21 protein-coding genes are annotated in these 24,890 nt (G+C 75.0%); 9 read left to right on the top strand and 12 right to left on the bottom strand.

The genetic code is table 11. The annotated features are described in order from the left end of the window. Positions 1 to 72: 72 nt before the first annotated feature. Together ACFWW8_RS07005 and ACFWW8_RS07000 are read right to left on the bottom strand one after the other, a co-directional pair. Positions 73 to 2,253 carry a phage holin family protein gene (locus ACFWW8_RS07005; protein ID WP_386524681.1) on the bottom strand — a complete coding sequence of 727 codons (2,181 nt, stop codon included), beginning with the start codon at positions 2,251 to 2,253 and terminating at the stop codon, positions 73 to 75. 148 nt (positions 2,254 to 2,401) lie between these two features. Continuing rightward, on the bottom strand, positions 2,402 to 2,806 hold the full coding sequence (locus ACFWW8_RS07000) for a hypothetical protein (protein ID WP_386524678.1): 405 nt from the start codon (positions 2,804 to 2,806) through the stop codon (positions 2,402 to 2,404). A gap of 137 nt (positions 2,807 to 2,943) precedes the next feature. Between ACFWW8_RS07000 and ACFWW8_RS06995 the strand changes: the two genes are divergently transcribed. Then, entirely contained in the window at positions 2,944 to 3,720 is a 777-nt protein-coding gene (locus tag ACFWW8_RS06995) for an MBL fold metallo-hydrolase (RefSeq protein ID WP_386524675.1), read from the top strand. Continuing rightward, positions 3,717 to 4,361, top strand: a complete 645-nt coding sequence (locus ACFWW8_RS06990; RefSeq protein WP_386524672.1) for a DedA family protein — start codon at positions 3,717 to 3,719, stop codon at positions 4,359 to 4,361. Before ACFWW8_RS06995 ends, ACFWW8_RS06990 begins: the two co-directional genes overlap by 4 nt. 61 nt (positions 4,362 to 4,422) lie before the next feature. Here ACFWW8_RS06990 and ACFWW8_RS06985 read toward each other — a convergent pair whose 3' ends face one another. The 3 genes from ACFWW8_RS06985 to ACFWW8_RS06975 all read right to left on the bottom strand — a co-directional run bounded on the left by ACFWW8_RS06985 (position 4,423) and on the right by ACFWW8_RS06975 (position 7,973). After that, a complete protein-coding gene (locus ACFWW8_RS06985; RefSeq protein ID WP_386524669.1) occupies positions 4,423 to 5,835 on the bottom strand; it encodes an amidase in 1,413 nt (470 codons plus the stop codon). Between the two features lie 200 nt (positions 5,836 to 6,035). Then, on the bottom strand, positions 6,036 to 7,253 hold the full coding sequence (locus tag ACFWW8_RS06980) for an aminotransferase class I/II-fold pyridoxal phosphate-dependent enzyme (RefSeq protein WP_386524666.1): 1,218 nt from the start codon (positions 7,251 to 7,253) through the stop codon (positions 6,036 to 6,038). Between the two features lie 150 nt (positions 7,254 to 7,403). Then, complete coding sequence (locus ACFWW8_RS06975) at positions 7,404 to 7,973, bottom strand: TIGR03086 family metal-binding protein (protein ID WP_386524664.1); 570 nt, start codon at positions 7,971 to 7,973, stop codon at positions 7,404 to 7,406. Positions 7,974 to 8,165: 192 nt separating this feature from the next. Here ACFWW8_RS06975 and ACFWW8_RS06970 point away from each other — a divergent pair, with 192 nt between their 5' ends. After that, positions 8,166 to 8,984 carry a methyltransferase domain-containing protein gene (locus ACFWW8_RS06970; protein ID WP_386524662.1) on the top strand — a complete coding sequence of 273 codons (819 nt, stop codon included), beginning with the start codon at positions 8,166 to 8,168 and terminating at the stop codon, positions 8,982 to 8,984. A 294-nt stretch (positions 8,985 to 9,278) separates the two neighbouring features. Here ACFWW8_RS06970 and ACFWW8_RS06965 read toward each other — a convergent pair whose 3' ends face one another. Next, on the bottom strand, positions 9,279 to 10,178 hold the full coding sequence (locus tag ACFWW8_RS06965) for an arginase family protein (protein ID WP_386524660.1): 900 nt from the start codon (positions 10,176 to 10,178) through the stop codon (positions 9,279 to 9,281). A 25-nt stretch (positions 10,179 to 10,203) separates the two neighbouring features. Then, positions 10,204 to 10,758 (bottom strand): GNAT family N-acetyltransferase, encoded by a 555-nt coding sequence (locus tag ACFWW8_RS06960; RefSeq protein ID WP_386524659.1) that lies wholly within the window; start codon positions 10,756 to 10,758, stop codon positions 10,204 to 10,206. A gap of 35 nt (positions 10,759 to 10,793) precedes the next feature. Here ACFWW8_RS06960 and ACFWW8_RS06955 point away from each other — a divergent pair, with 35 nt between their 5' ends. Further along, a complete protein-coding gene (locus ACFWW8_RS06955) occupies positions 10,794 to 11,534 on the top strand; it encodes a hypothetical protein (protein ID WP_386524656.1) in 741 nt (246 codons plus the stop codon). A gap of 59 nt (positions 11,535 to 11,593) precedes the next feature. Here the strand turns inward: ACFWW8_RS06955 and ACFWW8_RS06950 are convergent, their stop codons facing one another. The 4 genes from ACFWW8_RS06950 to ACFWW8_RS06935 form a co-directional block, all read right to left on the bottom strand. Then, the gene (locus ACFWW8_RS06950) at positions 11,594 to 13,582 is read right to left on the bottom strand and encodes a prolyl oligopeptidase family serine peptidase (protein ID WP_386524653.1); all 1,989 of its coding nucleotides are present in this window, start codon (positions 13,580 to 13,582) and stop codon (positions 11,594 to 11,596) included. A gap of 13 nt (positions 13,583 to 13,595) precedes the next feature. Then, positions 13,596 to 14,954, bottom strand: a complete 1,359-nt coding sequence (locus ACFWW8_RS06945; protein WP_386524650.1) for a M20/M25/M40 family metallo-hydrolase — start codon at positions 14,952 to 14,954, stop codon at positions 13,596 to 13,598. Next, positions 14,947 to 15,780 (bottom strand): M55 family metallopeptidase, encoded by an 834-nt coding sequence (locus ACFWW8_RS06940; RefSeq protein ID WP_386524649.1) that lies wholly within the window; start codon positions 15,778 to 15,780, stop codon positions 14,947 to 14,949. The genes ACFWW8_RS06945 and ACFWW8_RS06940 overlap by 8 nt, the downstream gene beginning before the upstream one ends. Positions 15,781 to 15,984: 204 nt before the next feature. After that, the gene (locus ACFWW8_RS06935; RefSeq protein WP_386524646.1) at positions 15,985 to 16,428 is read right to left on the bottom strand and encodes an SRPBCC family protein; all 444 of its coding nucleotides are present in this window, start codon (positions 16,426 to 16,428) and stop codon (positions 15,985 to 15,987) included. A gap of 190 nt (positions 16,429 to 16,618) precedes the next feature. On the opposite strand from ACFWW8_RS06935, the gene ACFWW8_RS06930 reads away from it, so the two are divergent. Together ACFWW8_RS06930 and ACFWW8_RS06925 are read left to right on the top strand one after the other, a co-directional pair. Further along, positions 16,619 to 17,680 (top strand): Rv2578c family radical SAM protein, encoded by a 1,062-nt coding sequence (locus ACFWW8_RS06930; RefSeq protein WP_386524643.1) that lies wholly within the window; start codon positions 16,619 to 16,621, stop codon positions 17,678 to 17,680. Positions 17,681 to 17,792: 112 nt separating this feature from the next. Continuing rightward, on the top strand, positions 17,793 to 19,364 hold the full coding sequence (locus tag ACFWW8_RS06925) for an alpha/beta hydrolase (protein WP_386524642.1): 1,572 nt from the start codon (positions 17,793 to 17,795) through the stop codon (positions 19,362 to 19,364). 32 nt (positions 19,365 to 19,396) lie between these two features. Here the strand turns inward: ACFWW8_RS06925 and ACFWW8_RS06920 are convergent, their stop codons facing one another. Then, positions 19,397 to 19,948, bottom strand: coding sequence for a HEAT repeat domain-containing protein (locus ACFWW8_RS06920; protein ID WP_386524639.1), 552 nt, complete (start codon positions 19,946 to 19,948; stop codon positions 19,397 to 19,399). Between the two features lie 392 nt (positions 19,949 to 20,340). On the opposite strand from ACFWW8_RS06920, the gene ACFWW8_RS06915 reads away from it, so the two are divergent. The 3 genes from ACFWW8_RS06915 to ccrA all read left to right on the top strand — a co-directional run bounded on the left by ACFWW8_RS06915 (position 20,341) and on the right by ccrA (position 24,871). Next, positions 20,341 to 22,137 carry a 3-hydroxyacyl-CoA dehydrogenase family protein gene (locus ACFWW8_RS06915; RefSeq protein WP_386524636.1) on the top strand — a complete coding sequence of 599 codons (1,797 nt, stop codon included), beginning with the start codon at positions 20,341 to 20,343 and terminating at the stop codon, positions 22,135 to 22,137. A gap of 163 nt (positions 22,138 to 22,300) precedes the next feature. Further along, complete coding sequence (locus tag ACFWW8_RS06910; RefSeq protein ID WP_386524633.1) at positions 22,301 to 23,113, top strand: TetR family transcriptional regulator; 813 nt, start codon at positions 22,301 to 22,303, stop codon at positions 23,111 to 23,113. Between the two features lie 420 nt (positions 23,114 to 23,533). After that, positions 23,534 to 24,871, top strand: coding sequence for a crotonyl-CoA carboxylase/reductase (ccrA, locus tag ACFWW8_RS06905; RefSeq protein WP_386524631.1), 1,338 nt, complete (start codon positions 23,534 to 23,536; stop codon positions 24,869 to 24,871). The last annotated feature ends 19 nt before the right edge of the window (positions 24,872 to 24,890 follow it).

Genomic DNA, 24,890 nt, shown 5'->3' with positions numbered 1-24,890 from the left:
GGGGGCGCCTCGGAATGTCTCACATGGTGGGCAGGTCGATCCATGGTTGACCACCGTGTGGAGCGCACCAAATCAGCGGGTTTCGTCCCGTACGGCACCCTCGACGGAAGGAAAGGTTCCGCCTGCGGCCCCCTCCGGCCGGTGATTCTCCGCCGCCGGTTCGGACGCCCCGCCGACGCCCCTGCCGACCACCCCGCCGATCACCGCGCCGGCCACCCCGCCCGCTTCCCCCGGCAGGACCACCGGTACCTGCGGACCGTCCGCCTCGCGCACCCAGCGCCGCAGTACGGCGTGCACCGCCTCCGCGCCCACCAGGCCCCCGTCCGGCTCGGACAGCACGGTCGGCCACATCAGGAACGGGTGACCCTGTTCCCCGCCGAGCCCGCCGTGCGAGCCGATCTGCTCCTCGAAGGCGTGCACCTCCCCCGTCCGCGGGTCGTACGCCGAGTTGACCATCACGTCGGCCACGTGCGGGAAGGTGTCGGTGCGCCGGACCGCCTCCGCCGCGCCCGGCCCGAAGGGGGCCAGCAGTTCCTCGGCCGCGCCGGGGACGTCGAGCCGGGCCTCGGCCCCGCCCGCGCCCAGCACCACCCCGTCGACCAGCAGGAAGCCCACGCCCGGGTGGTTGGCCAGGGTCGTCAGCAGGGCCGGGTGCGCGCGCTCGATCCGCTCCCGCGTGGCGCGGCCCGGGACGTCCGGGAAGGAGATCAGCCCGAGGTTGCCGGACGCGAGGACCACCGGGTCGGAGCCCGGCCCCGGGCGGGCCTCCTCCCCCTCCTCCACGGGCCGGTGCAGGGCCGCGAGGACGGCGGCCCGGGCCTCGGCGCCGCTGCGGGTGCGGCCCGCCCGGCGGGAGACCGGCAGTCCGCAGCCCGCCCGGACCAGGTCCTTGAGGGAGAGCCCGTACCGGCCGAGGAAGGTCTCCCCCGGGCTCTGGCCGTGGTCGGAGAGCAGGACGAGCCGGTACGCGCGCGGCGCGTGCTCGGCGACCCGGCCGATCAGCGCGAGGCTGCGGTCGAGCCGGGTCAGCACCTGGTCGGTGTCCCGGCCGCGCGGGCCCGAGTGGTGGGCGACCTCGTCGTAGGCGACCAGGTCCGCGTAGACCGCGGCGCGGCCGGCCAGCATGTCGCCGATCACCGCCGCCACCACCACGTCCCGTTCGACGACGGTGGCGAAGGCCCGGATCAGCGGATACCACCCGCCCCGGCCGATCCGCGGCTCCTCCTCGCGCAGCCGTGCCCGGACGGACTGGCCGATCTCGCGGCCCACCTCGGCGACGAAGGACAGCGCGGTGCGGACCGCGTTGGCCGGGTCGGAGAAGTACGCGAAGTAGCCCGCGCGCGACCGGTTGGCGGGGCCGCGGCGGGCCGAGACGGAGAGGACGAGCGCCAGTTGGTCGGCGCCACCGCTGAACAGGTTGCCCCGGCTGGCCCCGTCCAGGGAGAGCAGGCCGCCGTCGCCGGTGCGCTCGACGGCGCGGCGCTGGAGCTCGGCGGCGCTGGTGGGCCGGTTGCAGACCACCACCTCACCGGTGTCCTTCTCGTACCAGCGGAAGGCGGGCACGTCGAAGGTGGACCCGTGCAGGATGCCGAGCTGGCTGGCGCCGGTCTGGCTGGACCAGTCCGTACGCCAGGACGTGACGCGGTGGGTGCTGTCCAGCAGGCCGGCCACCGCCGGCATCAGCCCGCTGCCCGCCGCCCGGCGCAGCACCTCGTACCCGACGCCGTCGAGCTGGAGGAAGACCAGTCCGGGCGGGGCCCCGTCGGCCCCGCGCGCGCCGGACCGGCGCTGGCGCCGGCGACGCCGGTCGGCGAGGCGGTAGAGGCGCCTGCGGTACGCCTCGTCGTCGCGCACCGCGAGCGCCGTGGAGGTCGCCGACGCCACCGCGGACATCACCGCGGCCACCACCACCGCGGTCTCGGGGGCGACCTGGCCGCCGGAGGGGACCAGGCTGAGCGCGATCAGCAGCAGCGAGCCGTTCAGGAAGAAGACGAGCAGCCCGAGCACCAGCGCGGGGACCAGCAGCAGGCCCCGGACGAGAACGGGCCAGACGAGCGCGCTCAGCAGGCCGAAGGCCCCGGCGCCCCAGGCGGCGGTCACCCCGATCTGGGTGACGCTGTCGCCGTCGCCGGACCGGAGCCGGAAGTCCGGCAGGATCCCGGCCAGGGCCATCATCGTGAGCGTGGACACCGCCCACACGAGGACCACCCGTACCAGTGCGGCTCCCGTCGTCCGCCACCGTCCTCGCAACACGCCGTACCCGCCTCACCGTCCCGCCCCTTGGGCCCGGCCTCCAGGCTCGCACAACCGCGCTCACCCGGCCGGGCGACACCGGCCGCGCACGGATGTACGGCAGCCGCCGGTCAGGTGCCGCGCGTCGCGCCGCGGCCGACGGGGCGGGTCAGGTGCCGTCGTACCCGGCGGTCGGCATGGACAGCCTGCGGTGCACCTCGGCCTTCATCCCGGAGGTGTAGCCGGGCTCTTCGTACCCCGCCGTCTCGAGCCGTACGCCGCGGCGCGCGCATTCGGCGGCGAACTCCTCCACGGAGCGCAGCGCCCGGGCCAGGACCCGTTCGTTGGCGGCGACGAACAGGTCGACCTGGCCCGCGTCGACGCCGGACCAGAGCCCGCAGTGGTCCGGACGCATCCCGTAGACGAGCAGGTGACGCGTCACCACGTAGCCGTGGTCCGCGGCCCAGCGCGCGCACATGGCGTGCTGGCCGCGGGTGTCCACGGCGAAGGGGTCGGCGTCCAGGTGCTCGAGCGGGGTCAGGCTGGCGATCGCGGCCACGCGCAGCTCTTCCATGGCCCCCGACCCTACTCGGATCCGGCGCCGGGCAGGAGGGGTCCGCCCGGTCCGGTCCGGGCGGCGCCCGGTTCGGGGCGCTTCGACGGGGGCACCCTTTAGGCTCGGTGACGGACGAGCGAGGGAGGGAGGCCCGCGTGCCGGTCGAGATCACCTGGTGGGGACACGCCACGTGCACGGTCGAGGACTCCGGGGTGCGGCTGCTGACGGATCCGCTGTTCACGCGGCGCCTCGCGCACCTGCGGCGGCGGCGCGGCGCGCTGCCCCCGCCCGAGGCGGCGCTGGCGGACGCCGTGCTGGTGTCGCACCTGCACTCCGACCACCTCCACCTCCCCTCCTTGGCACGGCTCGCGCCCGGAACCCGGCTGCTCGTTCCGCGCGGCGCCCGCAGGGCGGTGCCCGGGCTGGCGCGGACCGCCGGGCAGCGGGACCTGGCGGTGACGGAGGTGGCGCCGGGCGACGAGGTCTCCGTACGGGCCGGGGTCGTCGTACGGGCGGTCACGGCCCGGCACGACGGCCGGCGGCTGCCGTTCGGTCCGCGGCTCTCCCCGGCCCTCGGGTACGTGGTCGAGGGCGCGGCGCGGACCTACTTCGCCGGGGACACCGGGCTGTTCGACACGATGGCCGAGGAGGTCGGCCCGGTGGACGTGGCCCTGCTGCCGGTGGGCGGCTGGGGCCCCTACCTGGGACCCGGGCACCTGGACGCCGGGCGGGCGGCGCAGGCACTGGCCGAGCTGGCTCCGGCGGCGGCCGTCCCGGTGCACTACGGGACGTACTGGCCGATCGGCATGGACGCGGTGCGTCCGCACGAGTTCCACGCGCCGGGCGAGGAGTTCGTGCGCCGCGCGCGGCGGCTCGCGCCCAAGGTGACCGTACGGGCGCCCGCGCACGGTGAGCGGGTGCGGCTGCCGTGACCCCGCTCGACCTCGCGGTGGCGGCCGGCCAGGTGCCTCCGCAGGCCTCCCAGCAGGCGCTGGGCTACCCGGCGCTGTTCGTCCTGGTGGCGCTCGGCGCGCTGGTACCGGTGATCCCGACGGGGGCGCTGGTGAGTTCGGCGGCGGTGGTGGCGTTCCACCACCAGGTGCTGCCCTTCGGGGTGCTGCTGGTCGTCGGGGTGGCGGCGCTGGCCGCGTTCGCGGGCGACGTCGCGCTGTACTGGCTCGGGCAGCGCGGGGTGCGGTCGCGGAACGGCTCGCGGTGGCTGGTGCGATTGCGCGGCCGGGCCACGCCCGAGCGGCTGGAGCAGGCGCAGACGAAGCTGGACGAGCACGGGGTGCTGGTGCTGGTGGTCTCCCGGCTGCTGCCGGCGGGCCGCATCCCGGTCATGCTGGCCTCCCTGCTGGCCGAGCTGCCGCTGGGCCGCTTCGCCCGCGGCGACGCGGCGGCCTGCCTCGCCTGGGCGGTCACGTACGGTCTGATCGGCATCGTCGGCGGCTCGCTCTTCCCGGAGCCGTGGAAGGGCGTGGCCCTGGCGGTCGCCCTGACCCTGCTGATCAGCGCGGGCCCGGCGCTCTGGCGGCGGATCAGGGCGCCCCGACCGGCCGGATCGGCCTGACGGGGAGGGCTTGACGGGGGGGACCTGACGGGGCGGCGCCGGCGGGGTCCGGCGGCGGGCGTCACTCCGCGAGGACGGGCCTGCGGTCCGCCCACGGCCGCACGGTCTCCAGCTGCGCGGCCACCCGTACGAGGGTGGTCTCGTCGTGTTCCCTGCCGACCAGCTGGACGGCCAACGGCATCGCGTCCGCGCCGAAACCGGCGGGCACCGAGGCGGCGGGATGTCCCGTGACGTTCCACAGCGCGGTGTAGGCGACCATGGGGAACGACCGGACCATCGCCCGGAGCAGGCCCGCGCCGTCCAGGGCGCCGACGCGCCGCGGCCGTTCGGCGAGGGTCGGGGTCAGCAGCACGTCGACCTCCTCGAAGACCCGGTTCGCGCGCGCGGCCATCCGCTCCCCGGCGCGGATGGCCCGTTCCACGACGGACTCGGGCGCCAGCCGGGCCACGCGCAGCGTCTGGCGGGTGCGCCGCTCCAGGAGCTCCGGCCGCTCCGCCGCCGCCGCCTCGGACCGGACCCCGCCGCCGAACTGCGGGAGGAACGCGGCCGTGGTGTCGGGGTAGCGCGGATCGACGGGCCGCACGTCGTGGCCCAGTTCGCGCAGCGCCCGCACGGTCTCCCGCAGGGCCCGTACGTGGTCGGGGTGCGGGCGCACGCCGGGCACCGCCGCCTTGGTCGCGTACCCGATCCGGAGCCTGCCGGGGTCGGTGGACGCCGCCTCGGTGAAACTCGTACGGGTGGGGCGTGCGGTCCAGCGGTCGCCGGCGACCGGCCCGCTGAGGACGTCGTACAGGACGGCGCTGTCCAGCACCGTACGGGTGAGCGGTCCCACCGTGCCCAGGGCGTACCAGAGGTGCGGGTGGGGGGCGGTGGATACGCGGCCCCGCTGCGGCTTGAGGCCGAACAGGCCGCAGCAGGCCGCCGGGATGCGGATCGAGCCGCCCCCGTCGCCGCCGAGCGCGGCCGGGACCAGTCCGGCCGCGACGGCGGCGGCGCTGCCGCCGCTCGATCCGCCGGTGGTCCGGGAGGTGTCCCAGGGGTTGCGGGTGTAGCCGTGGGCCGCCGACTCCGTGAACGGCCACTGGCCGAACTCAGGCATGGCGGTCTTCCCGACGATCACCGCGCCGGCCGCCCGCAGTCTGCGCACCGCCTCGGAGTCGCGGACGACGGGGGTGTGGTGGGCGGCGCCGCCGAAGGTCGTCACCTCGCCTTCGACGTCGAGCTCGTCCTTGACCGCGATCGGCACGCCCTCCAGCGGTCCGCCGCCGGCGCCGGACGCGCGTGCGGCGTCCCGGGCGTCGGCCTCGGCCAGGGCCCGCTCGGCGCGGACCACGCGGAACGCGCCCAGGTGGCCGTCGATCCGCTCGGTGCGGCGCAGCGAGGCCTCCACCAGCCGCCGGGCGGTCACCCTGCCCGCACGGACGAGCTCGGCCTGCCGCACGACCCCCAGGTACAGCAGCTCGGTGTCGTCCATGTGCGCGCCTCCCGGAGACGGACCGGATCCCCCGAGCGGTTCCGTGCGTACGCGTGGCCCGGCAGGGGTGATCTTGAGCAGCGAACGGAGCGTATCCGTCGTGCGGTACGCGCACAACGATGGGGACCGGCCCGGGCCGCGGGCGCCTCGGCCCCGTACGTCCCGCGCGCCCGGGAGCGCTCAGGCGCGCCCGGGAGCGGTCAGGCGAGCCCGCGCAGGACGGACCCGAGCAGTTCCAGCGAGCGCCGTACGTGCGGGAGCTCCAGCGGGTCGCGGGCGGTGAGCGCGGCCAACCGCTCCTCCGGGTCCGCGCCCAGCAGCGGCCCGGTCGACAGCCTGACCCGCAGCGCGACCGGCTCGTCCGCGAACCGCTGCCCGCCGGGGGTGGGCGCGCCGAGCCGGCCGCCGAGCCAGTCCTCCAGCTCCATGGCGTCGCCGACCCCCTGGCGGGCGAGTCCGGCGCGCAGGGGGGTCAGGTCGGCGTACAGGTGCCGGCCGGCCTGCGGGGGCCGGGCCAGCGCCCCGACGGCGAGCAGCTCCCGGTGGGCGGCGGCGGCGATCGAGCCGTGCAGGGCCGCGGCCGAGCGGGCCCGTTCGGCGACGGCGACCGGCTCGTCGAGGGCGTACGCGGCGGCGCCCGCGACCGGTCCGGCCGTGCGCGCGCCGGTGGCGGTGAGGACGTCGAGGGTGCGGGCGCGCAGCCACGTCCCGCGCGGGGTGTCGGGGAAGCGGACCACGGCGGCCGGCCAGCCCGCGGGCAGCAGCGCCCCGGCCAGGTCGACGAGGACGGCGGCACGGTCCGGAAGCATCTCGGCGGGGCTCAGGACCAGGTTCTCGCGCGGCCGGTGCAGGGTGTCGCGCCAGCTCTCGTCGCTGACGACGAACAGCCCCGCCGACTCGGCGGCCTCGCAGGCCTCACGGAGCATCTCCGGGGGCGGCACGGTCGCCGTCGGGTCGTCGGCGACCGACAGCAGCAGGACCCGCGGGTCGCCGCCCTCGGCGCGCACCCTCCGTACGGTCTCCAGCAGCGCGTACGGGTCCGGCACGCCGCCGCACTCGGCCGGGGTCGGCACGTGGTGGGCCCGCCGTCCGAGCAGCCGGAGCTGCGGAGTCCACCAGGCGGGACACGGGCGGGGCAGCAGGACGTCGCCCCCGTACGCGCCGATCAGCGCGAGGAGCAGCGCGGGCGCGCCGGGACCGGCCGCGACGTTCTCCGGGGCGGTCGCGAGCCCGCGGCGGCCCCAGTAGCGGCAGGCGGCCTCGCGTACCGGCCTCCCGCCGCCGGGAGGCTCGGGCGCCGCGCGTCCGGCGGCCGCGGCGAGCACGGACACCAGCTCGGGCAGCACGGGCAGGCCCGGCTGGGGTGCGGGAGGGCCGTACCGGACCGGACCGCGGCCTTCCGCCGTGATGTGCTGCATCCCCGCCACCGCGTCCCGCCGCCTTCCGGACTCGCCGCTCGGCCCGCCCTCACACGGACCTTTATACGATGGTGTGCCCGGCGGTGCCCGTTGTCGCGCCGCGGACCGGCCGCGACGGGAAAGGCGCCGCGGCGGGGTCCGGCGCCGCGCTCAGCCGCGGCGCCCCAGCAGCCCGAGCAGCCGGGTCTGCGCGTCCGCTCCGGCCGGGACGGCCACCGGCTCGTCGTACATGCCGCTTGCCGCGAGGCCGTCGGCGTAGGGCATGACCTCCTCGACGGAGAACTCGACGAGACCGTCCGGCAGCCGGTCGTCGGCGCCGATGCCGCGCGACAGGTCCCAGGCGTGCACCACGCAGTCGGCCGTCAGCTCCGAGCAGTACGCCCGCCCCAGCGCGGGCCCGTACGAGAGCCGCACGGTGCGGTCCAGGACGCCGGGCGCGGCGAAGGCGGCCGTGGCGGCGGCCGCGGCGCGCTCCCAGGCGGCGACGGGATCCGCGCCCAGCAGGTCGCCCGCGAGCTCGTCGCCGACGTCGTCGACACGGCGGCCGGCGATCAGCGGCACGACCCACAGCTGTTCCCCCGTGACGTGGTTGACCAGGTCCCGCACGGTCCATTCGACGCACGGCGTCGGCGCGTCCCACTGGTCGTCCGCGACGGCCCGCACCCGCCCGCCGAAGAAGCGCAGCGCCTCGGCGTGCCGTTCGAGCAGCGTGTCCGGCATGGCTCTCACCGTCCTCCGCCAGATGCCCCTTGCCCCCGCGTCCCACTCTCCTCGCCCCCCGAACCGCCTGCCAGCGGCCGGCCCGGTCCCCTTGGCACACAGGAGTTGCGTCCAGATATCGAAACACTCATCTCACATGACGGCCACGTCCCCTACGGTGGAAGGCATCGCTGCGAAGACGAGGAGCCGGCCATGGACGCCGCCAAGGAGACTGCTGTCTACACCCACGGCCACCACGAATCGGTGCTGCGCTCGCACCGGTGGCGGACCGCCGAGAACTCGGCCGCCTACCTGATCGGCGAGCTGCGCCCCGGCATGTCCGTCCTGGACGTGGGCTGCGGGCCGGGCACGATCACGGCCGACCTCGCGGAACGGGTCGCGCCGGGCGGCCGGGTCACCGGCGTCGACGCCGCCGCCGGCATCGTGGACCAGGCCCGGCGGTACGCGGCCGAACGCGGCCTGACCGGCGTCGAGTTCGCCACGGCCGACGTCCACGCGCTGGACTTCCCCGACGACTCCTTCGACGTGGTCCACGCCCACCAGGTGCTGCAGCACGTCGGCGACCCGGTCCGGGCCCTGCGCGAGATGCGGCGGGTGTGCCGTCCGGGCGGGATCGTGGCCGCGCGGGACGCCGACTACGCGGCCATGACCTGGTACCCGGCCACCCCCGGCCTGGACGCGTGGCTGAGCCTGTACCGCCGGGTCGCCCGCGCCAACGGCGGCGAGCCGGACGCGGGCCGCCGGCTGCGCGCCTGGGCCCGGGATGCGGGGTTCACCGAGGTCGCCTCGTCGGCGACGTCCTGGTGTTACGCCACGCCCGAGGAGGCCGCCTGGTGGTCGTCCCTGTGGGCGGACCGCACCACCGCCTCCGCGTACGCGGACACCGCCACCCGCGGCGGCCACGCGACACCCGCGGAGCTGGCCTCCCTCGCCGCGGCCTGGCGCGCGTGGGGCGCCGACCCGGACGCCTGGTTCTCGGTCCTGAACGGCGAGGTCCTCTGCCGGGCGTGACGCGCCGCCGCGCGGCGTGACAGCCGTACGCCGCTCCCCGGGGCGCACCGGGCCGCGCCGCGCCGGGCCGGGGCGCTCTACTCCGGCGGCCGCATCCGGACGTCGTAGCGGGCCGGCAGCGGCCGGTCGGTGAGGGAGACCCCGGCCTCGCCGAGGGTCTCCTCCCCTTCCCGCAGGTCCGGGATCTCGAACCCGTTCCCGAAGACCCGCCGGGCCGTAGCCGTCCGCCGGCACGGGACCGCGAACGGGGGCCGGGAACGGGGGCCGTGAGCGGGCGTGAGCGGGGGCTCGCGCCTACGCGAAGGCTCCCGCGACCAGGTCCGCGAGGAGCACCCCCGCCCGCCCGTCCGGGTCGAGGTCCGGGTCGTAGATGGTGACGTTGAGGCCGACGCAGCGCGGCGAGCGCACCAGTACCCCGAGCAGTTCGGCGAGTTCGTCGGGGACGAGGCCGCCCGCGTCCGGGCTGTCCACCGCCGGCATCACGGTGGGGTCCAGCACGTCCGCGTCCAGGTGCACCCAGAAGCCGGCGGTCTCCGGCGGGTGCAGCCCGTCCAGGGCGGCGCGCGCCACCGGCCCGGCGCCGCGCTCGCGGATCTCCCCCACGGTGGCCGTCCGGATCCCGGCCGCCCGCAGCTCGGGGAGGTCCGCGTCCCCGTCCCGCAGCCCGAAGAGCCGTACGTCCTCGTCGCGCAGGTACGGTCCCAGGCCCTCCAGGTCCGCGATGTCGGCCTGTCCGCGCCCCGTGCCCAGGGCGAGTTCCTCGCCGCCGGCGGCGCCTACCGGGCCGTTCACCGCTTCGTTGCCCGGGTGGCGGAAGTCGGCGGAGCCGTCGATCGCCGCGAGACCGTACCGGCCGATGCGGCGCATGGCCAGCGAGGCGCCGAGCTGGATGGAGCAGTCCCCGCCGAGCACGACGGGGAACTCCCCGGCCCGCAGGTGGCGTTCGACGCGGTCGGCGAGGGCCACCGTGTACGCGGCGAGGGCGGCGGCGTTGAACACGCCGTCGCCCTCCTTCCAGTCGCCGCGGTCGTAGCGCGGCGGGACCACTACCCCGCCCTCACGGGCGCCGAGACGGGCCAACAGGCCCTGTTCCCGCAGGGCGCCGGCGAGTTTGTACACCCCGGGCACGGTGCCGGGAGCGGGCGGTTTCAAACCGAGGTTGGACGGGGCGTCGAGGAGCACCAGGGATCGCATGAACTTATCCTGCGCCACACCGCGCTCAGCGGCGCGGCATGGAGGCCGTGATCGCCCACCGCTCGTGGTCGCGCCAGGCACCGTCGACGTGGAGGAAGTCCGGGGACAGCCCCTCCAGCCGGAAGCCCGCGCCGCGGACGAGGGCGATCGAGGCGGCGTTGCCGGGCTGGACGTTGGCCTCCAGGCGGTGCAGCCCGAGCCCCTCACCCTCCGGCGCGAAGGAGTGGGCCAGGACCAGCGCGAGGGCCTCGCGGAAGAGGCCCCGGCCGGCGGCGTGCGCGAAGGCGCCGTAGCCGAGGGCGCCGCACTGGAAGGCTCCGCGCACGATGTTGTTGACGTTGACGAAGCCCGCGATGGCGCCGGTGGCGAGTTCGCAGACCAGGAACCCGGCGCGGCCGTCGCCCCCGGTGAGGCGGGCCGCGTACGGCTCGAACTCCTCCGGGGTGACGGGCGGGAACAGCCACGGGCGGTGGAGCCGGCGGCTCTCGTGGGCGCGGGCCGTGAATTCGGGCCCGTCGGCGGCGCGGACGGGGCGCAGGCCCACCCGGGAGCCCTCGCGGAGATACGGGGAAAAGGACATCCGCCCAGGTTAGAAGGTGTGGCAGGATCCCCGGCGTGACCACCATCCCCGATCTTCACGGGCTGCGGCTCGCCGCGGCGCTCGACAACGCCGCGTGGTGCGACGCCGTCTGCCGCTCCCACGGGCTCCCCGGCGTGTTCGCCGGGAACGCCTGGACCAGCCCGCGGCGGACCCCGCCCCTGTACCCCGACGCGGTCACGCTCTCGCCGGACGGCGTGTCGGCGGCCGCGCTGGTGGCCGCGCTCGACACCGGCTCCCCGGGCTGCTCGGTCAAGGACAGCTTCGCCTCGCTCGACCTGGGCCCGGAGGGCTTCCGGGTGCTGTTCGAAGCCCAGTGGATCCACCGTGCCGCGGAGGCGCCGGCCGCGGCGGCCGGACCGCTCCTGGAGTGGTCCGAGGTCGCCGGTGCCGGGGAGTTGCGGCAGTGGGAGGCCGCCTGGGCCGACGGGGAACCCTCCGGCCTGTTCCGCCCGGACCTGCTCATCGGCGGGACCACCGTCTTCCTGACGGGCCGTGCCGGCGGCGGGCGTGCCGACGGGCGGATCGTCGCCGGGGCGGTCGCACACCGCAGCGGCGACGTCGTGGGCGTTTCCAACCTGTTCGCCCGCGGCGGGGTGTCCGCCGGAGCCGCCTGGGCGGGCACCCTCACCGCCGTCGCGGCCCGCTGGCCGGGCCTGCCGGTGGTGGGCTACGAGTCGGGGGAGGACCTCGACGCCGCCCTCCGGGCCGGCTTCACCGTCCTCGGCCCGCTCCGCGTCTGGATCGCGGCGGCCTGAGCCGCGGCCCCGGCCGCACCGCGCACACGGCGCTCACCGCACCACCGCGGCCGGTGCGCTCACGGCTCCAGCCGCAGCAGCGGCACGTCGGCGCGCTCGATCCCGAAGACCTGGGCGTACAGCGACAGTTCCGCCTCCAGCGCGCGGACCATCGTGTCCGCCCGCCGGAATCCGTGGCCCTCGCCCGCGAAGGTGACGTACGCGTGCGGCACCGGCCGCCCCCGCAGCGCGGCGAGGAACCGCTCGGCCTGGGCCGGCGGGCAGACCGCGTCGTCCAGCCCCTGGAGCAGGACGAACGGGGCGGTGATCCGGTCGGCGCGGGCCACCGGCGAGCGCTCGCGGGAGCGGACCGCAAGGGTCTGCGGCGGCCCCGCCAGGCCGTCGATGTAGCGGGACTCCAGGTCGTGGGTCTCCTCCGCGAAGCCGAGCAGGTCCAGTACGGGGTAGATGATCGCGGCGCAGGCGTACAGCGGGGTCGCGGCCAGCGAGGCCGCCGCCGTCCAGCCGCCGGCGCTGCCGCCGCGGATGGCGAGGCGGTCCGGGTCGGCGGTGCCCTCGGCGGCCAGCGCCCGGGCCACCGCCGCGCAGTCCTCGACGTCGACCACGCCCCACTGCTCGCGCAGCCGCTCGCGGTAGGCACGGCCGTAGCCGGTGGACCCGCCGTAGTTCACCTCGACGACGCCGATGCCGCGGGAGGTGAAGTAGGCGATGTGCAGGTCGAGTACGGGCGGCACGTGGTCGGTGGGGCCCCCGTGCGCCCACACCACGTACGGGGGCAGTTCGTCGGCAGCGGCCCGCCGGGCGGGGTGGTGGGGCGGGTAGACGTGGGCGTGGATCTCCCGGTTGTCGGGGCCGGGGAAGGTGCGGCTCTGCGGCTCCGGGTAGTAGGCGGGGTCCACCGGGTCGACGCCCTCCGCGCCCACCACGCGGGCGTGCCCGGTGGCGGTGTCCAGCTCGACCACCTCGTAGGCGCTGCGCGGACTGGCGGCGACCCCGTAGACCCGGGTGCCGCTCACGGCGAGCGTCGGCTGCCAGGCCGTCCAGGGTCCGGCGGCGTCCACCAGATCCCCGCTGTCGGGGTCCAGGACCCCGAGCACCGAGGACCCCTGTCCGTGCAGCACGGCGACGAGCCCGTCGGGGAGCGCGGCGATCCAGCGCAGCCCCGGCTTCCACAGCGGGCCGCCGAACTCCTCGTCCCGGGGGCACAGGTTGACGGCGTCGCCGCTCTCCGGGTCCACCCGGTACGGGTTCCACCAGCCGCCGCGGTCGCTCACCGCGAGGAGGGTGCCGCCGGGCGTCCACTCCACCTGGGCGACGGATTCCTCCGGGCCGCCGAGCACGGTGCGGGCCCCGGTCAGCTCCCCGTCGGCGGTGATGTCGGCGAGCCGCAGCTCGGTGCCGTCCCAGGGCATCCGGGGGTGGTCCCACACGAGCCAGGCGGCCCGCCGCCCGTCCGGGGAGAGCCGGGGCCCGGTGGAGAACCGGTGCCGTGCGTCGGTGAGTTCGCGCACCCGGGAGCGGTCCGCGGCGGCCGATCCGTCGAGCGGGACCGCCGCCAGCACCCGGCGCACGTCGGTGGGCGCGGGCCCGGTGAACTCCTCCAGCACGCACCACGCTTCGCCGCCGCGCAGGACCGGGTCGACCCAGCGCAGCCCGCCGCCGACCGAGGACGGCGGGGTCAGGGGCCGGGGGCCCGGGCCGCCGGGGGCGTCCGGCTCGAACGCGTACAGCCGCTGGTCGGCGAAGTGCACGAAGACCACCAGGGGCCCGTCCGCGGGCCGTTCGGCGCCGGCCCAGGGCCGGCCTCCGTACTCGGTGAACCGGCTCCGCACGTTCCACGGCGCGGGCAGCGCCGTGACCTCGGGTCCGGCGTCGGCGGGACGGCGGCGCACCAGGGTCCGGCGGCCGCCCTCCTCGGGCCGGGGCTCGGTCCACCACACCTCGGAGCCGACCGTGCCGACGTATTCGGGGCGCCCGTCGAGCGAGGCGGCGAGGGCCGCGTCGATCGGCGAGGGCCAGCTTCCGTAGGGCCGGGTCACCGCCGCCATCACAGGGTCTCCCTCACAGGGTCCGCAGCGCGTGGTCGAGGACGCGGACGCCGAAGTGCAGGGCCTCGACGGGCACCCGCTCGTCCACTCCGTGGAAGAGGGACCAGTAGTCGAATCCGGGCGGCAGCTTCAGCGGCGAGAAGCCGTAGCCGGTGACGCCGAGCCGGGAGAACTGCTTGGCGTCGGTGCCGCCCGCCATGCAGAAGGGGACCACGTGCCCGTCGGGGTCGAACCGTTCGACGGATTCGCGCAGGATCCCGTACGTCCGGCCGTCCACCGGCGCTTCGAGGGCGACCTCCCGGTGGTGGAACTCCCAGCGCACATCCGGTCCGGTGAGCGCGTCCAGGGTGGCGATGAACTCGGCCTCGCCGCCGGGCAGCATCCGCCCGTCGACGTAGCCGACGGCCTGGCCGGGGATCACGTTCAGCTTGTAACCGGCGCTGAGCATCGTCGGGTTGGCGCTATTGCGCAGGGTGGCCTCGACCAGGGCGGCGGCGGGACCGAGTTCGGCGAGGACCGCGGCGAGGTCGAAGCCGGGGGCCCGCGGGTTGACCGACAGCCCCTGGAGGCCGGCGAGTTCGGTGATGCAGGCGGTGACGGTGTCGGTGAGCCGGACCGGCCAGGCGTACTCGCCGATCCGCGCGACGGCGGCGGCGAGCCTGCTGACGGCGTTGGCGCGGTTGGGCTTGGAGCCGTGCCCGGCGGTGCCGTGGGCGGTCAACTTCAGCCAGGCGGTGCCGCGTTCACCGGCGGCGATCGGGTAGAGGGCCCGTCCGGGTCCGGCGTGCACGGTGAAGGCGCCGGACTCGCTGATGCCCTCGGTACACCCCTCGAAGAGATGCGGGTGGTGGTCGGCGAGGAAGCCCGCGCCGTCGACGGCACTGTCCTCCTCGTCGGCGGTGTAGGCGATGACCACGTCCCGGCGCGGCCTGACCCCGGCGCGGGCCCAGGAGCGCACGACGGCCAGGACCATCGCGTCCATGTTCTTCATGTCGACGGCGCCGCGGCCCCAGACCACGCCGTCGCGGACCTCGCCGGAGAAGGGGTCCACGCTCCAGTCGGCGGCCTCGGCCGGCACCACGTCGAGGTGGCCGTGGACCAGCAGGGCCTCGGCCGAGGGGTCGGTGCCCTCGATCCGGGCCACCACGTTGGTGCGGCCCGGGGTCCGCTCCAGCAGGAGCGGCTCCAGCCCGGCGGCGGCGAGCCGCTCGGCGACGTACTCGGCGGCGGGACGCTCGCGGCAGTCGCCGCCGCCCCGGTTGGTGGTGTCGATCCTGATGAGGCCGGAGGTGAACTCGACGGCCTCGTCGAGCGCGACCCGGTCCACGGCGGCGGCCGGGGCCTCGGCGGTGACTGCGGGCATGTCAGCCATACTGCTCCTCCACGGCCGCCGAGACGACCGTCGTGACCGCCTTGAAGGCGCGGATCCCCTCGTACATCGTCTCGCTGGCGTACGCGACCCTGCGCTCTCCGCACCGCTCGACACCCGGCACCACCGTGGCCGCCATGGCCAGGTGCTCGGCGTCGAACTCCAGCTCCACGGCGAAGGGGCCGCCGCGCACGGGCTCGTGGCACACCGCGAGGGCCGCGGCCTCCTGGGCGGCGGCGCGGATGTCGGCGGCGGTGCGGGCGGGGGTGCGGCAGACGGCGGCGTAGCGCGAGACGTGGTCCTTGACCGCGACGGTCACCGCGGCGGGGGCGTAACCGGCGGCGTCGACGCAGGTCAGGTCGTCGCCGGTGACCAGGACGACCGGTACGCCGTACTCGGCGACGACGTGCGCGTTCAGCAGGCCCTCGCTGGCGCGGACCCCGTTGACCCAGACCCCGGTGATGGAGTTGGCGAGGTAGGTGTGGGCGAGGACGCCTTCGGCGCCGGCGCCCGTGTGGTAGCCGACGAAGGCGACGCCGTCGACGTCGCCGTGCTGCACGCCCTCGACCATGGAGAGGGTCTTGTGGCGGCCGGTGAGCATCTCGGCACGGGCGTCGAGCTTCTCCAGCAGGAGGTTGCGCATCGTCCAGTGCGCCTCGTTGATGACGACCCGGTCCGCGCCGCCGTCGTAGAAACCGAGGACGGCGGCGTTCACGTCGGAGGTGAACAGCGACCGGCAACGCTCCCACTGGGGCGTACCGGGCAGCACGTCGGCGGGCCAGGTGACGCCGGTGGCGCCTTCCATGTCGGCGGAGATGAGGATCTTCATCGGGCCCCCGGGCGGTCGGTCGCACGCGTGCGACGGCACGCGCGCAGGGCCCCACCCTAGCCGCCGGGCCCGCCGGCGCCCCGGGGGCCACGCCAGGCTTCCGAGGGGGCGGGCCGGTCCGCCACCGGGCCGGGAAGTCCACCCGAACCGGTGAGCCGCCGTGTCGCGGCGCGGGCGCCGCGGACGCGCGGGCGCCGCGGGTGCTCAGCCCTCGACTTCGGCGGCCAGGTTCGCCAGCAGGGTGTCGTAGATGCGGCCGAGGCCCTTGGGGGCGAAGGTGCGCTCGAAGAAGCCGCCGACGCCGCCCGCGCCGTTCCACACGGTGGAGACGACGACCTTGGACTTGCCCTCACCGGCCGGGGTGACCACCCAGGTGGTGACCATGGAGGAGTTGCGGTCGGTCTCGACCAGCTGCCCGTCGGTGGGCTCGGTGACCTCCAGCAGGCAGTCGCGCACGCGCTTGCTGGTGGCCTGGAGCTTCCAGTGCACGAGGGTGCCCTCGCCGTCGCCGCCCTCGCGCACCTCGTACTCGCTGAAGTGCTCGGGCAGCAGCTTGCCCCGGGTGCCGGCGTAGTCCGCCAGCGCGTCGAACACGGTCTCCGCGTCGGCCGCGATGATCCGCTCCGTGGTGGCCTCGACCTGCGCCATGGCTGTTCCTCCAGCAGTTGTGATCGCTCGTCCAGTGGTGATCGCTCGTCACGGCGAAGCCAACCACCTCCGGCCCGGGCGCCCAAATCCGGGTCCCCACCGGCACCGCTCCGGGCACCCCGGATCCCCGTCCGCACGATCATGGGAACGTTTGTTCTATTCTCGCCCCAGAGCCACCAAGGGAGGCGTCATGCGCTGGGACCATCTGACCGAGGAGTCCGGGGACGGGCGGAGGGCCGCCGGCCCGGCCGCCCTCTTCGCCGCCGACACCGTCGTCACCCGCACCTTCGACACCCCCGAGTTCCACGGGATCACCTTCCACGAGGTACGGGCCCGCTCCATCGTGAACCGGGTGCCCGGCGCCTCGCGGATGCCGTTCGAATGGACGGTGAACCCGTACCGGGGGTGCAGTCACGCGTGCGTGTACTGCTTCGCCCGCAAGACCCACTCCTACCTCGACCTCGACACCGGCCTCGGCTTCGACTCCCAGATCGTGGTCAAGGTCAACGCCCCCGAGCTGCTGCGCCGCGAACTCGGGTCCCGCCGCTGGACCGGCGCGCACATCGCCATGGGCACGAACGTCGACTGCTACCAGCGCGCCGAGGGCCGCTACCGGCTCATGCCGGGAATCATCGAGGCGCTGCGCGACCGGGCCAACCCGTTCTCCGTCCTCACCAAGGGCACGCTGATCCTGCGCGACCTCCCGCTCCTGCGGCAGGCCGCCGAGGTCACGGAGGTCGGGGTGTCCGTCTCCGTCGGCTTCACCGACACCGCCCTGTGGCGGACCGTCGAACCCGGCACCCCCTCCCCCGCCGCCCGGCTGAACGCCGTGCGGACCCTCACCGACGCCGGGATCGAGTGCGGGGTGCTGATGGCCCCCGTGATCCCCTTCCTCGGGGACGCACCGGAGCAGCTGCGGGCCGCCGTACGGGCCGTCGCCGCGTCCGGCGCGACCTCCGTGACACCCCTGGTACTCCATCTGCGGCCGGGCGCGCGGGAGTGGTTCACCGCCTGGCTGACCGCGCACCACCCGCACCTGGTCGAGCGGTACGCGCGGATGTACGCGGGCGGCTCCTACGCCCCCACCTGGTACCAGCGGCAGATCACCCGCCAAGTCCACGAACTGGCGGCCGAATTCGGCATCGGCCCGAGCGGCCCCGGTGCCGCCCGCCGCGTGGTCCTCCCGGAGCGTCCCGCCGGTGGTCCGGGCGCGCCCGGACCCGGGGAGCCGACGCAGCTCGCACTGCTGTGACCCCGCAGGCCCGCCGGGGGGTCATCACATCGGGCCAATGAACCGCCCAATCCCGCTTTCCGGCCGTGGTTTCCGGGACGATTCCGCCCAGAACCCTCGGCTGGGAGGCCCCATGCTGCACCCCTTGAAGACGCGCGCCGCTGTCCTGCTGTCGATCTCCACCGTGGCCGCCGCCCTCGCGAGTCCCGTCACCGCCGCGCCGGCGCCGGCCGGGGCCCCCGCCGCGGCCGGGGCGGCCCTGACCTGGACCGGCTGCGCGACCCCCCGCTACCCCACTCTGCAGTGCGCCTCCCTCAAGGTCCCCCTCGACCACGACCGCCCCGGCGGCCGGCAGATCTCCCTCGCCCTGACCCGGGTCCCGCACACCGCCGCCTCCTCGCAGGGACCGCTGCTGGTCAACCCCGGCGGTCCCGGCGGCAGCGGCCGCGCCCTGGCCGGGTTCGTCGCCTCCGCCCTCCCCCAGGACGTCGCCGCCCAGTACGACGTGATCGGCTTCGACCCCCGGGGCGTCGGAAAGAGCGAGCCCGTCCTCGACTGCGCGGCCGGGCACTTCAAGCCCGCACGGCCCGACTCCGTACCGCGCGACGCGGCCACCGAGCGGGCCAACCTGGAGCGGGTCCGCTCCTTCGCCGAGTCCTGCGGGACCCGGCACGCGGACGTGCTGCCGCACGTGGGCACCGTCTCGGCCGCCCGCGACATCGAGGCGGTGCGCACCGCGCTCGGCGCGGAGCGGATCAGCTATTTCGGCTACTCGTACGGGACGTACCTGGGCGCGGTGTACGCCAAGCTGCATCCGGGCCGCGTGCACCGCCTCGTCCTGGACTCCGTGGTGGACCCGGCGGGCGTCTGGTACGAGGACAACCTCGCCCAGGACCGGGCCTTCGACGCCCGCCACAAGGCGTTCCTGGCCTGGGTGGCGAAGTACGACGCCACGTATCGGCTGGGCACCGACCCGGAGGAGGTCGAGGAACGCTGGTACGCGATGCGGGAGTCGCTGCGCGCGGCGCCGGCGGGCGGCAAGGTGGGGCCGGCCGAGCTGGAGGACACCTACATGCCGGGCGGCTACTACGACGGCTACTGGCCGAACCTCGCCGAGGCCTTCGCCGCGTACGCGCGCGACGGGGACCCGAAGCCGCTGGTGGCGGCGTACGAGCGGTTCGGCGCCGTGGAGCCCTCGGCGGGCAACGGCTACAGCGTCTACACGGCCGTGCAGTGCCGGGACTCGGCCTGGCCGAAGAACTGGAACCGGTGGCGTGCCGACATGTGGCGCACGCACGCCGAGGCGCCGTTCATGACGTGGAACAACGCCTGGTACAACGCCCCGTGCGCGTTCTGGCCGACGGAGTCGCTGCGGGCCCCGGACGTCACCAACGCCGACCTGCCGCCGGCGCTGCTCCTTCAGGCGACGGAGGACGCGGCGACCCCGTTCGGGGGCGCGCTCAGCATGCGCGACCGGCTGAAGGGCTCGGCGCTGGTGGTCGAGGAGGGCGGCGGCAACCACGGGATCGCGCTCAGCGGCAACAAGTGCCTGGACGAGAAGGTGGCGGCGTACCTGAGGACGGGGACGGCCGCCGACGCGACCTGCCCCGCCCGGCCGGCCCCGAAGCCGGCGACGGCGACCCGCGCGGTCCCGCCCTCGGCGGGCGGCGCGGCCCTGCACGGCCTGCTGGGCTTCCGCGGCTGAACCGCGGCTGAACCGCGGCCCAAACGGCGCCGTCAGCCGAGCTCCCGCAGCGCCGTGGTCGCGGCCACGGCGAGGCGGGGGTGGGACTGGGCGCGGACCAGCAGGTCGCGGGCGCGCGGGTCGCCGAGGCTGCCGAGTCCCTCCACGCAGGCCAGGGCCACCCGCCAGTACGGGTCGTGCGGCGACAGCAGCCGGGAGAGCGTGGTCATCAGGGCCGGTACGGACTCGGGTGCGCGCAGCGCGGTGAGCAGCCGGACCGGGTGCAGGGCGTAGGCGGTGCGCAGGGAGTTCGTGGCGAGGGCGGCCGCCGCGCGGGCGGTGCGCGGGTCGGCGAGCACGGCCAGGGCGGTCGCGGCGGCCGCGCAGCGGGGCGGGTCCCGGTGGTTGAGCAGCAGCACGAGGGACTCGAAGGCGCGCGGGTCACCCGCCAGTCCCAGCCGGTACGCGGCCAGTTCGCGGGCCCACAGGGGCAGGCCGGCCGAGGTCAGGGAGGCGGCCAGGGCCTCCGGCTGCGCCGTGCGCAGCACCTCGTACTCCGGTGACTGCCCGGCCTCCGCCCGCAGGCGCTCCAGCACGTCGTTCACCCGGCCACCCTAGGGGTCCGCGGGAGCCCGCACCCGTGGTTCCGGAGATGCCGTTGATCGATGATCGATGATCGGTACATTTGGGCGGTACAGGTCACATCTCCGCGCTCTGGCGGACCAGTTACCGACGGGTTACTGTCCTTACAACACGTACGAGGGCGGCCTGGTGACGCAGCCGCCCCGTGCCAGTCGGTTCTGTACGACCTCACGGCGCGGCCCCGGGACAGGGTCTCGCCGCTTCTCCCCCCGGGCGTCTTCGCCTCCGGGCCCCTCGGCCCCGGGTGCGGCCCCGCGGGTCCTCGCCGCGCGGATCTCTCTCCGTACGGCCCCCGCGTGCACCGTGCGCCACGCGCGTCCCCTCAGTCGTCACCCTCTTCCACTGGAGTCCCTCGATGGACCGTCAGTCCAGTCACTCCTCCCTCCAGACCATCGCCGTCGTCGGCCTCGGCACGATGGGCTCCGGCATCGCCGAGGTCCTCGCCCGGGCCGGTCACGAGGTCATCGGCATCGACATCAGCGAGGCGGCCGCCCGCCGCGCCGCGGCCTCACTGGAGGCGGCCACCGCCCGCTCCGTCACCCGCGAGCTCCTCACCGAGCAGGAGCGGGCGGACGTCCTGGCCCGCTTCCGCACCTTCGGCGACCTGGGCGCCGCCGCCGAGGCCGACCTCGTCATCGAGGTCGTGCCCGAGTCGTACGAGGTCAAGCAGCGGGTGTTCCGCGAGCTCGACGCGGTCGTCCGGCCCGACACGATCCTGGCCACCGGCACCAACGCGCTGTCGGTGACCCGGCTCGCGGCCGAGTCGCAGCGCCCCGAGCGCGTGCTCGGCCTGCACTTCTTCAACCCGGCGCCGGCGATGAAGCTGGTCGAGGTGGTCTCCTCGGTCCTGACCGCGCCGCCGGCCGTCGAGGCGGTCACGGCACTGGCCCGGGCACTCGGCAAGGAGCCCGTCTCGGTCGGCGACCGGCCCGGCTTCGTCGCCGACGGCCTGCTGTTCGGCTACCTCAACCAGGCCGCCGCCATGTACGAGTCGAAGTACGCCTCCCGCGAGGACATCGACGCCGCGATGCGGCTCGGCTGCGGCCTGCCCATGGGCCCGCTCGCGCTGCTCGACCTGATCGGCGTGGACACCGCCCGTACCGTCCTGGAGGCCATGTACGCCTCCTCCGGCGACCGGCTGCACGCCCCGGCGCCGATCCTCGGACACCTCGCCGAGGCCGGCCTGACCGGACAGAAGTCCGGCCGCGGCTTCTACACGTACGAGGCCCCCGGCAGCTCGGCGGTCGTCCGCGACCCGCAGACCCCGGCGGACGGCGCGGGAGCGGGCGGGGGCCGTCCCGTGACCTCGGTCGGCGTGGCCGGCTCGGGCACGATGGCGAGCGGGATCGCGCAGGTCTTCGCGCAGTCCGGGTTCACCGTGGTGCTGGCCGCCCGCAGCCAGGAGAAGGCCGAGGCCGCGAAGGCCGCGATCGGGAAGTCCCTGGGCCGTGCGGTGTCCAAGGGCCGCCTGACCGAGGAGGCCGCCGCGCAGACCCTGGACCGGATCACCCCGGCCGGCTCGCTGGACGCCTTCGCCGAGGTCGACCTGGCCGTGGAGGCGGTCGCTGAGGACCTGGCCGTGAAGCAGGAGCTGTTCGCGGCCCTGGACAAGGTGTGCAGGCCGGGCGCGGTGCTGGCCACGACGACCTCCTCGCTGCCGGTGATCGCGGTGGCCCGTGTGACCTCGCGGCCGCAGGACGTGATCGGCATGCACTTCTTCAACCCGGCGCCGGCGATGAAGCTGGTCGAGGTGGTCCGCACGGTGCTGACCGCCGACGACGTGCACGCCACGGTCCGCGAGATCTGCGTGAAGGTGCGCAAGCACCCGGTGGACTGCGGGGACCGGGCGGGCTTCATCGTGAACGCGCTGCTGTTCCCGTACCTCAACAACGCGATCAAGATGGTCGAGCAGCACTACGCGAGCCTCGACCAGATCGACGCGGCGATGAAGCTGGGCGGCGGCTACCCGATGGGGCCCTTCGAGCTGCTCGACGTCGTCGGCCTCGACGTCTCACTGGCCATCGAGAAGGTCCTCCACAAGGAGTTCCGCGACCCCGGCCTGGCCCCGTCCCCGCTGCTGGAGCATCTGGTGGCGGCGGGCTGCCTGGGGCGGAAGACCGGCCGCGGTTTCCGTGAGTACGCCCGCCGGTAAGCCGACGGGCCACGAGCCGGATGCGTGGGGAGGGCTGCTCGGGTCCGCCGGACCCTCACGGCGGACACACCCTCCCGAGCCCAGTGCGGGCTCTCCCCCGCATCCACCCCCGCCCCGCCCCCCGCAGGCGCGCTCCCCTGCGCGAATGAAGTACTTTCGCTCTATGTCCCAGCCCGCCAAGACCTCGCCCCGCGCCTCCTCGGCCTCCGACGCCCCGGAGAGCCCGGCCGGCACCAAGGCGGCCGCCCAGCGGCTCAAGATGCGCCGCGAGCTCGCGGCGGCGGCCATGGAGCTGTTCGCGACCAAGGGGTACGAGGCGACGACGGTCGACGAGATCGCGGCGACCGCCGGGGTGGCGCGCCGGACCTTCTTCCGGCACTTCCGGTCCAAGGAAGAGGCGATCTTCCCGGACCACGACGACACCCTGACCCGCGCCGAGGCCGTCCTCGACGTGGCCCCGGCGCACGAGCACCCGCTCGACACGGTGTGCCGCGGGATCAAGGAAGTCATGAAGATGTACGCCGCCTCGCCCGCGGTGTCGGTGGAGCGCTACCGGCTGACCCGCGAGGTGCCGGCGCTGCGGGAGCGGGAAATCGCCTCGGTGGCCCGGTATGAGCGGCTGTTCACCCGCTACCTGCTGGCCCATTTCGACGAGCACGAGCAGCACGACGGCAATGACGACCCGCTGCTCGCCGAGGTGGCCGCCTCGGCGGTGGTCACCGCCCACAACCACGTGCTGCGGCGCTGGCTGCGGGCGGGCGGCCAGGGCGACGTGGAGGCGCAGCTGGACCACGCCTTCTCGATCGTGCGCAAGACCTTCGGCTCGGGGATCGGCGCGGGCCGGACCCTGACGACGGCGCCGACCGCCCCGGCGGCGGTCCGCACGCAGGGCGAGGTGCTGGTGGCGGTGGCCCGCACGGACGCCCCGCTGGACGAGGTCATGCGGACGATCGAAGAGGCGCTGCGCGGCATGTGACCGGCGCACGAGACGACACACAGGGCGACACGCGTCACAGAGGGCCGCTCCCGTTCCGGGAGCGGCCCTTCACGTTTGTCCGGCTTGCCCCTACTCGCGGGTAACTCTGATCGATCATCGCTCATCTGCGCAGGTCAATCGGCAAATGAGAGAAAGTTTTGGCACGCGGTGCCTTGCTGAGTGACACCGGGTGCCATACGTTGAATCTGTCCGGATGTCCCCGCGACCCACGCCCACTCGGCACGGAACGCGCCCCGGATGCCTGCGTCACCAGGCACGGCACGCCTCACCACGGGCACGCCCCGCACCACCGCACCAGCCGGAACCGACGGCACGCAGCACCTCGAAGCAACCACCCACACGCACGCAACGCGTATCCCCCAGCGCACCCTCATCAGCGCTCATGCCGGAGGCTCTACCGTGAAGGACATCCTGGACGCGATCCAGTCGCAGACCGCTACGGCCGCGGACTTCGCGGCCCTGCCGCTCCCCGACTCGTACCGCGCGATCACCGTGCACAAGGACGAGGCGGAGATGTTCTCGGGGCTCACCACCCGCGAGAAGGACCCCCGCAAGTCCCTGCACCTCGACCAGGTCCCGGTTCCCGAACTGGGTCCCGGCGAGGCCCTGGTGGCCGTCATGGCCTCCTCGGTCAACTACAACTCCGTCTGGACCTCGATCTTCGAGCCGGTGTCCACCTTCAGCTTCCTGGAGCGCTACGGCCGCCTGTCGGAGCTCACCAAGCGCCACGACCTGCCGTACCACGTCATCGGCTCCGACCTCGCGGGCGTCGTCCTGCGCACCGGTCCCGGCGTGAACGCCTGGAAGCCGGGCGACGAGGTCGTCGCGCACTGCCTCTCGGTCGAGCTGGAGTCCTCCGACGGCCACAACGACACGATGCTCGACCCGGAGCAGCGCATCTGGGGATTCGAGACCAACTTCGGCGGCCTGGCGGAGATCGCCCTGGTCAAGTCGAACCAGCTGATGCCCAAGCCGGACCACCTCAGCTGGGAGGAGGCCGCCTCCCCCGGCCTGGTGAACTCCACCGCCTACCGCCAGCTCGTCTCCCGCAACGGCGCCGGCATGAAGCAGGGCGACAACGTCCTGATCTGGGGCGCGAGCGGCGGCCTCGGCTCCTACGCCACCCAGTTCGCGCTGGCCGGCGGCGCCAACCCGATCTGCGTCGTCTCCAGCGCCCAGAAGGCGGACATCTGCCGGGCGATGGGCGCGACCGCGATCATCGACCGCAGCGCCGAGGGCTACAAGTTCTGGAAGGACGAGCACACCCAGGACCCGAAGGAGTGGAAGCGCTTCGGCAAGCGCATCCGCGAGCTGACCGGCGGCGAGGACATCGACATCGTCTTCGAGCACCCGGGCCGCGAGACCTTCGGCGCCTCCGTGTACGTCACCCGCAAGGGCGGCACCATCACCACCTGCGCCTCGACCTCGGGCTACATGCACGAGTACGACAACCGCTACCTCTGGATGTCCCTCAAGCGGATCATCGGCTCGCACTTCGCGAACTACCGCGAGGCGTGGGAGGCCAACCGCCTGATCGCGAAGGGCAAGATCCACCCCACCCTCTCGAAGGTCTACTCGCTGGAAGAGACCGGCCAGGCCGCCTACGACGTCCACCGCAACCTCCACCAGGGCAAGGTCGGCGTCCTCGCGCTGGCCCCCGAGGAGGGCCTGGGCGTGCGCGACCACGAGATGCGCGCGACGCACCTCGACGCCATCAACCGCTTCCGCAACGTCTGAGACGTCCGAGGCCAAGGGA

The organism is Streptomyces sp. NPDC058701 (genome assembly GCF_042715295.1).
Taxonomy (GTDB): Bacteria; Actinomycetota; Actinomycetes; order Streptomycetales; family Streptomycetaceae; genus Streptomyces.
Note: the sequence above shows the minus strand (reverse complement) of the source record. Positions and strands in the feature narration are given on the sequence as shown.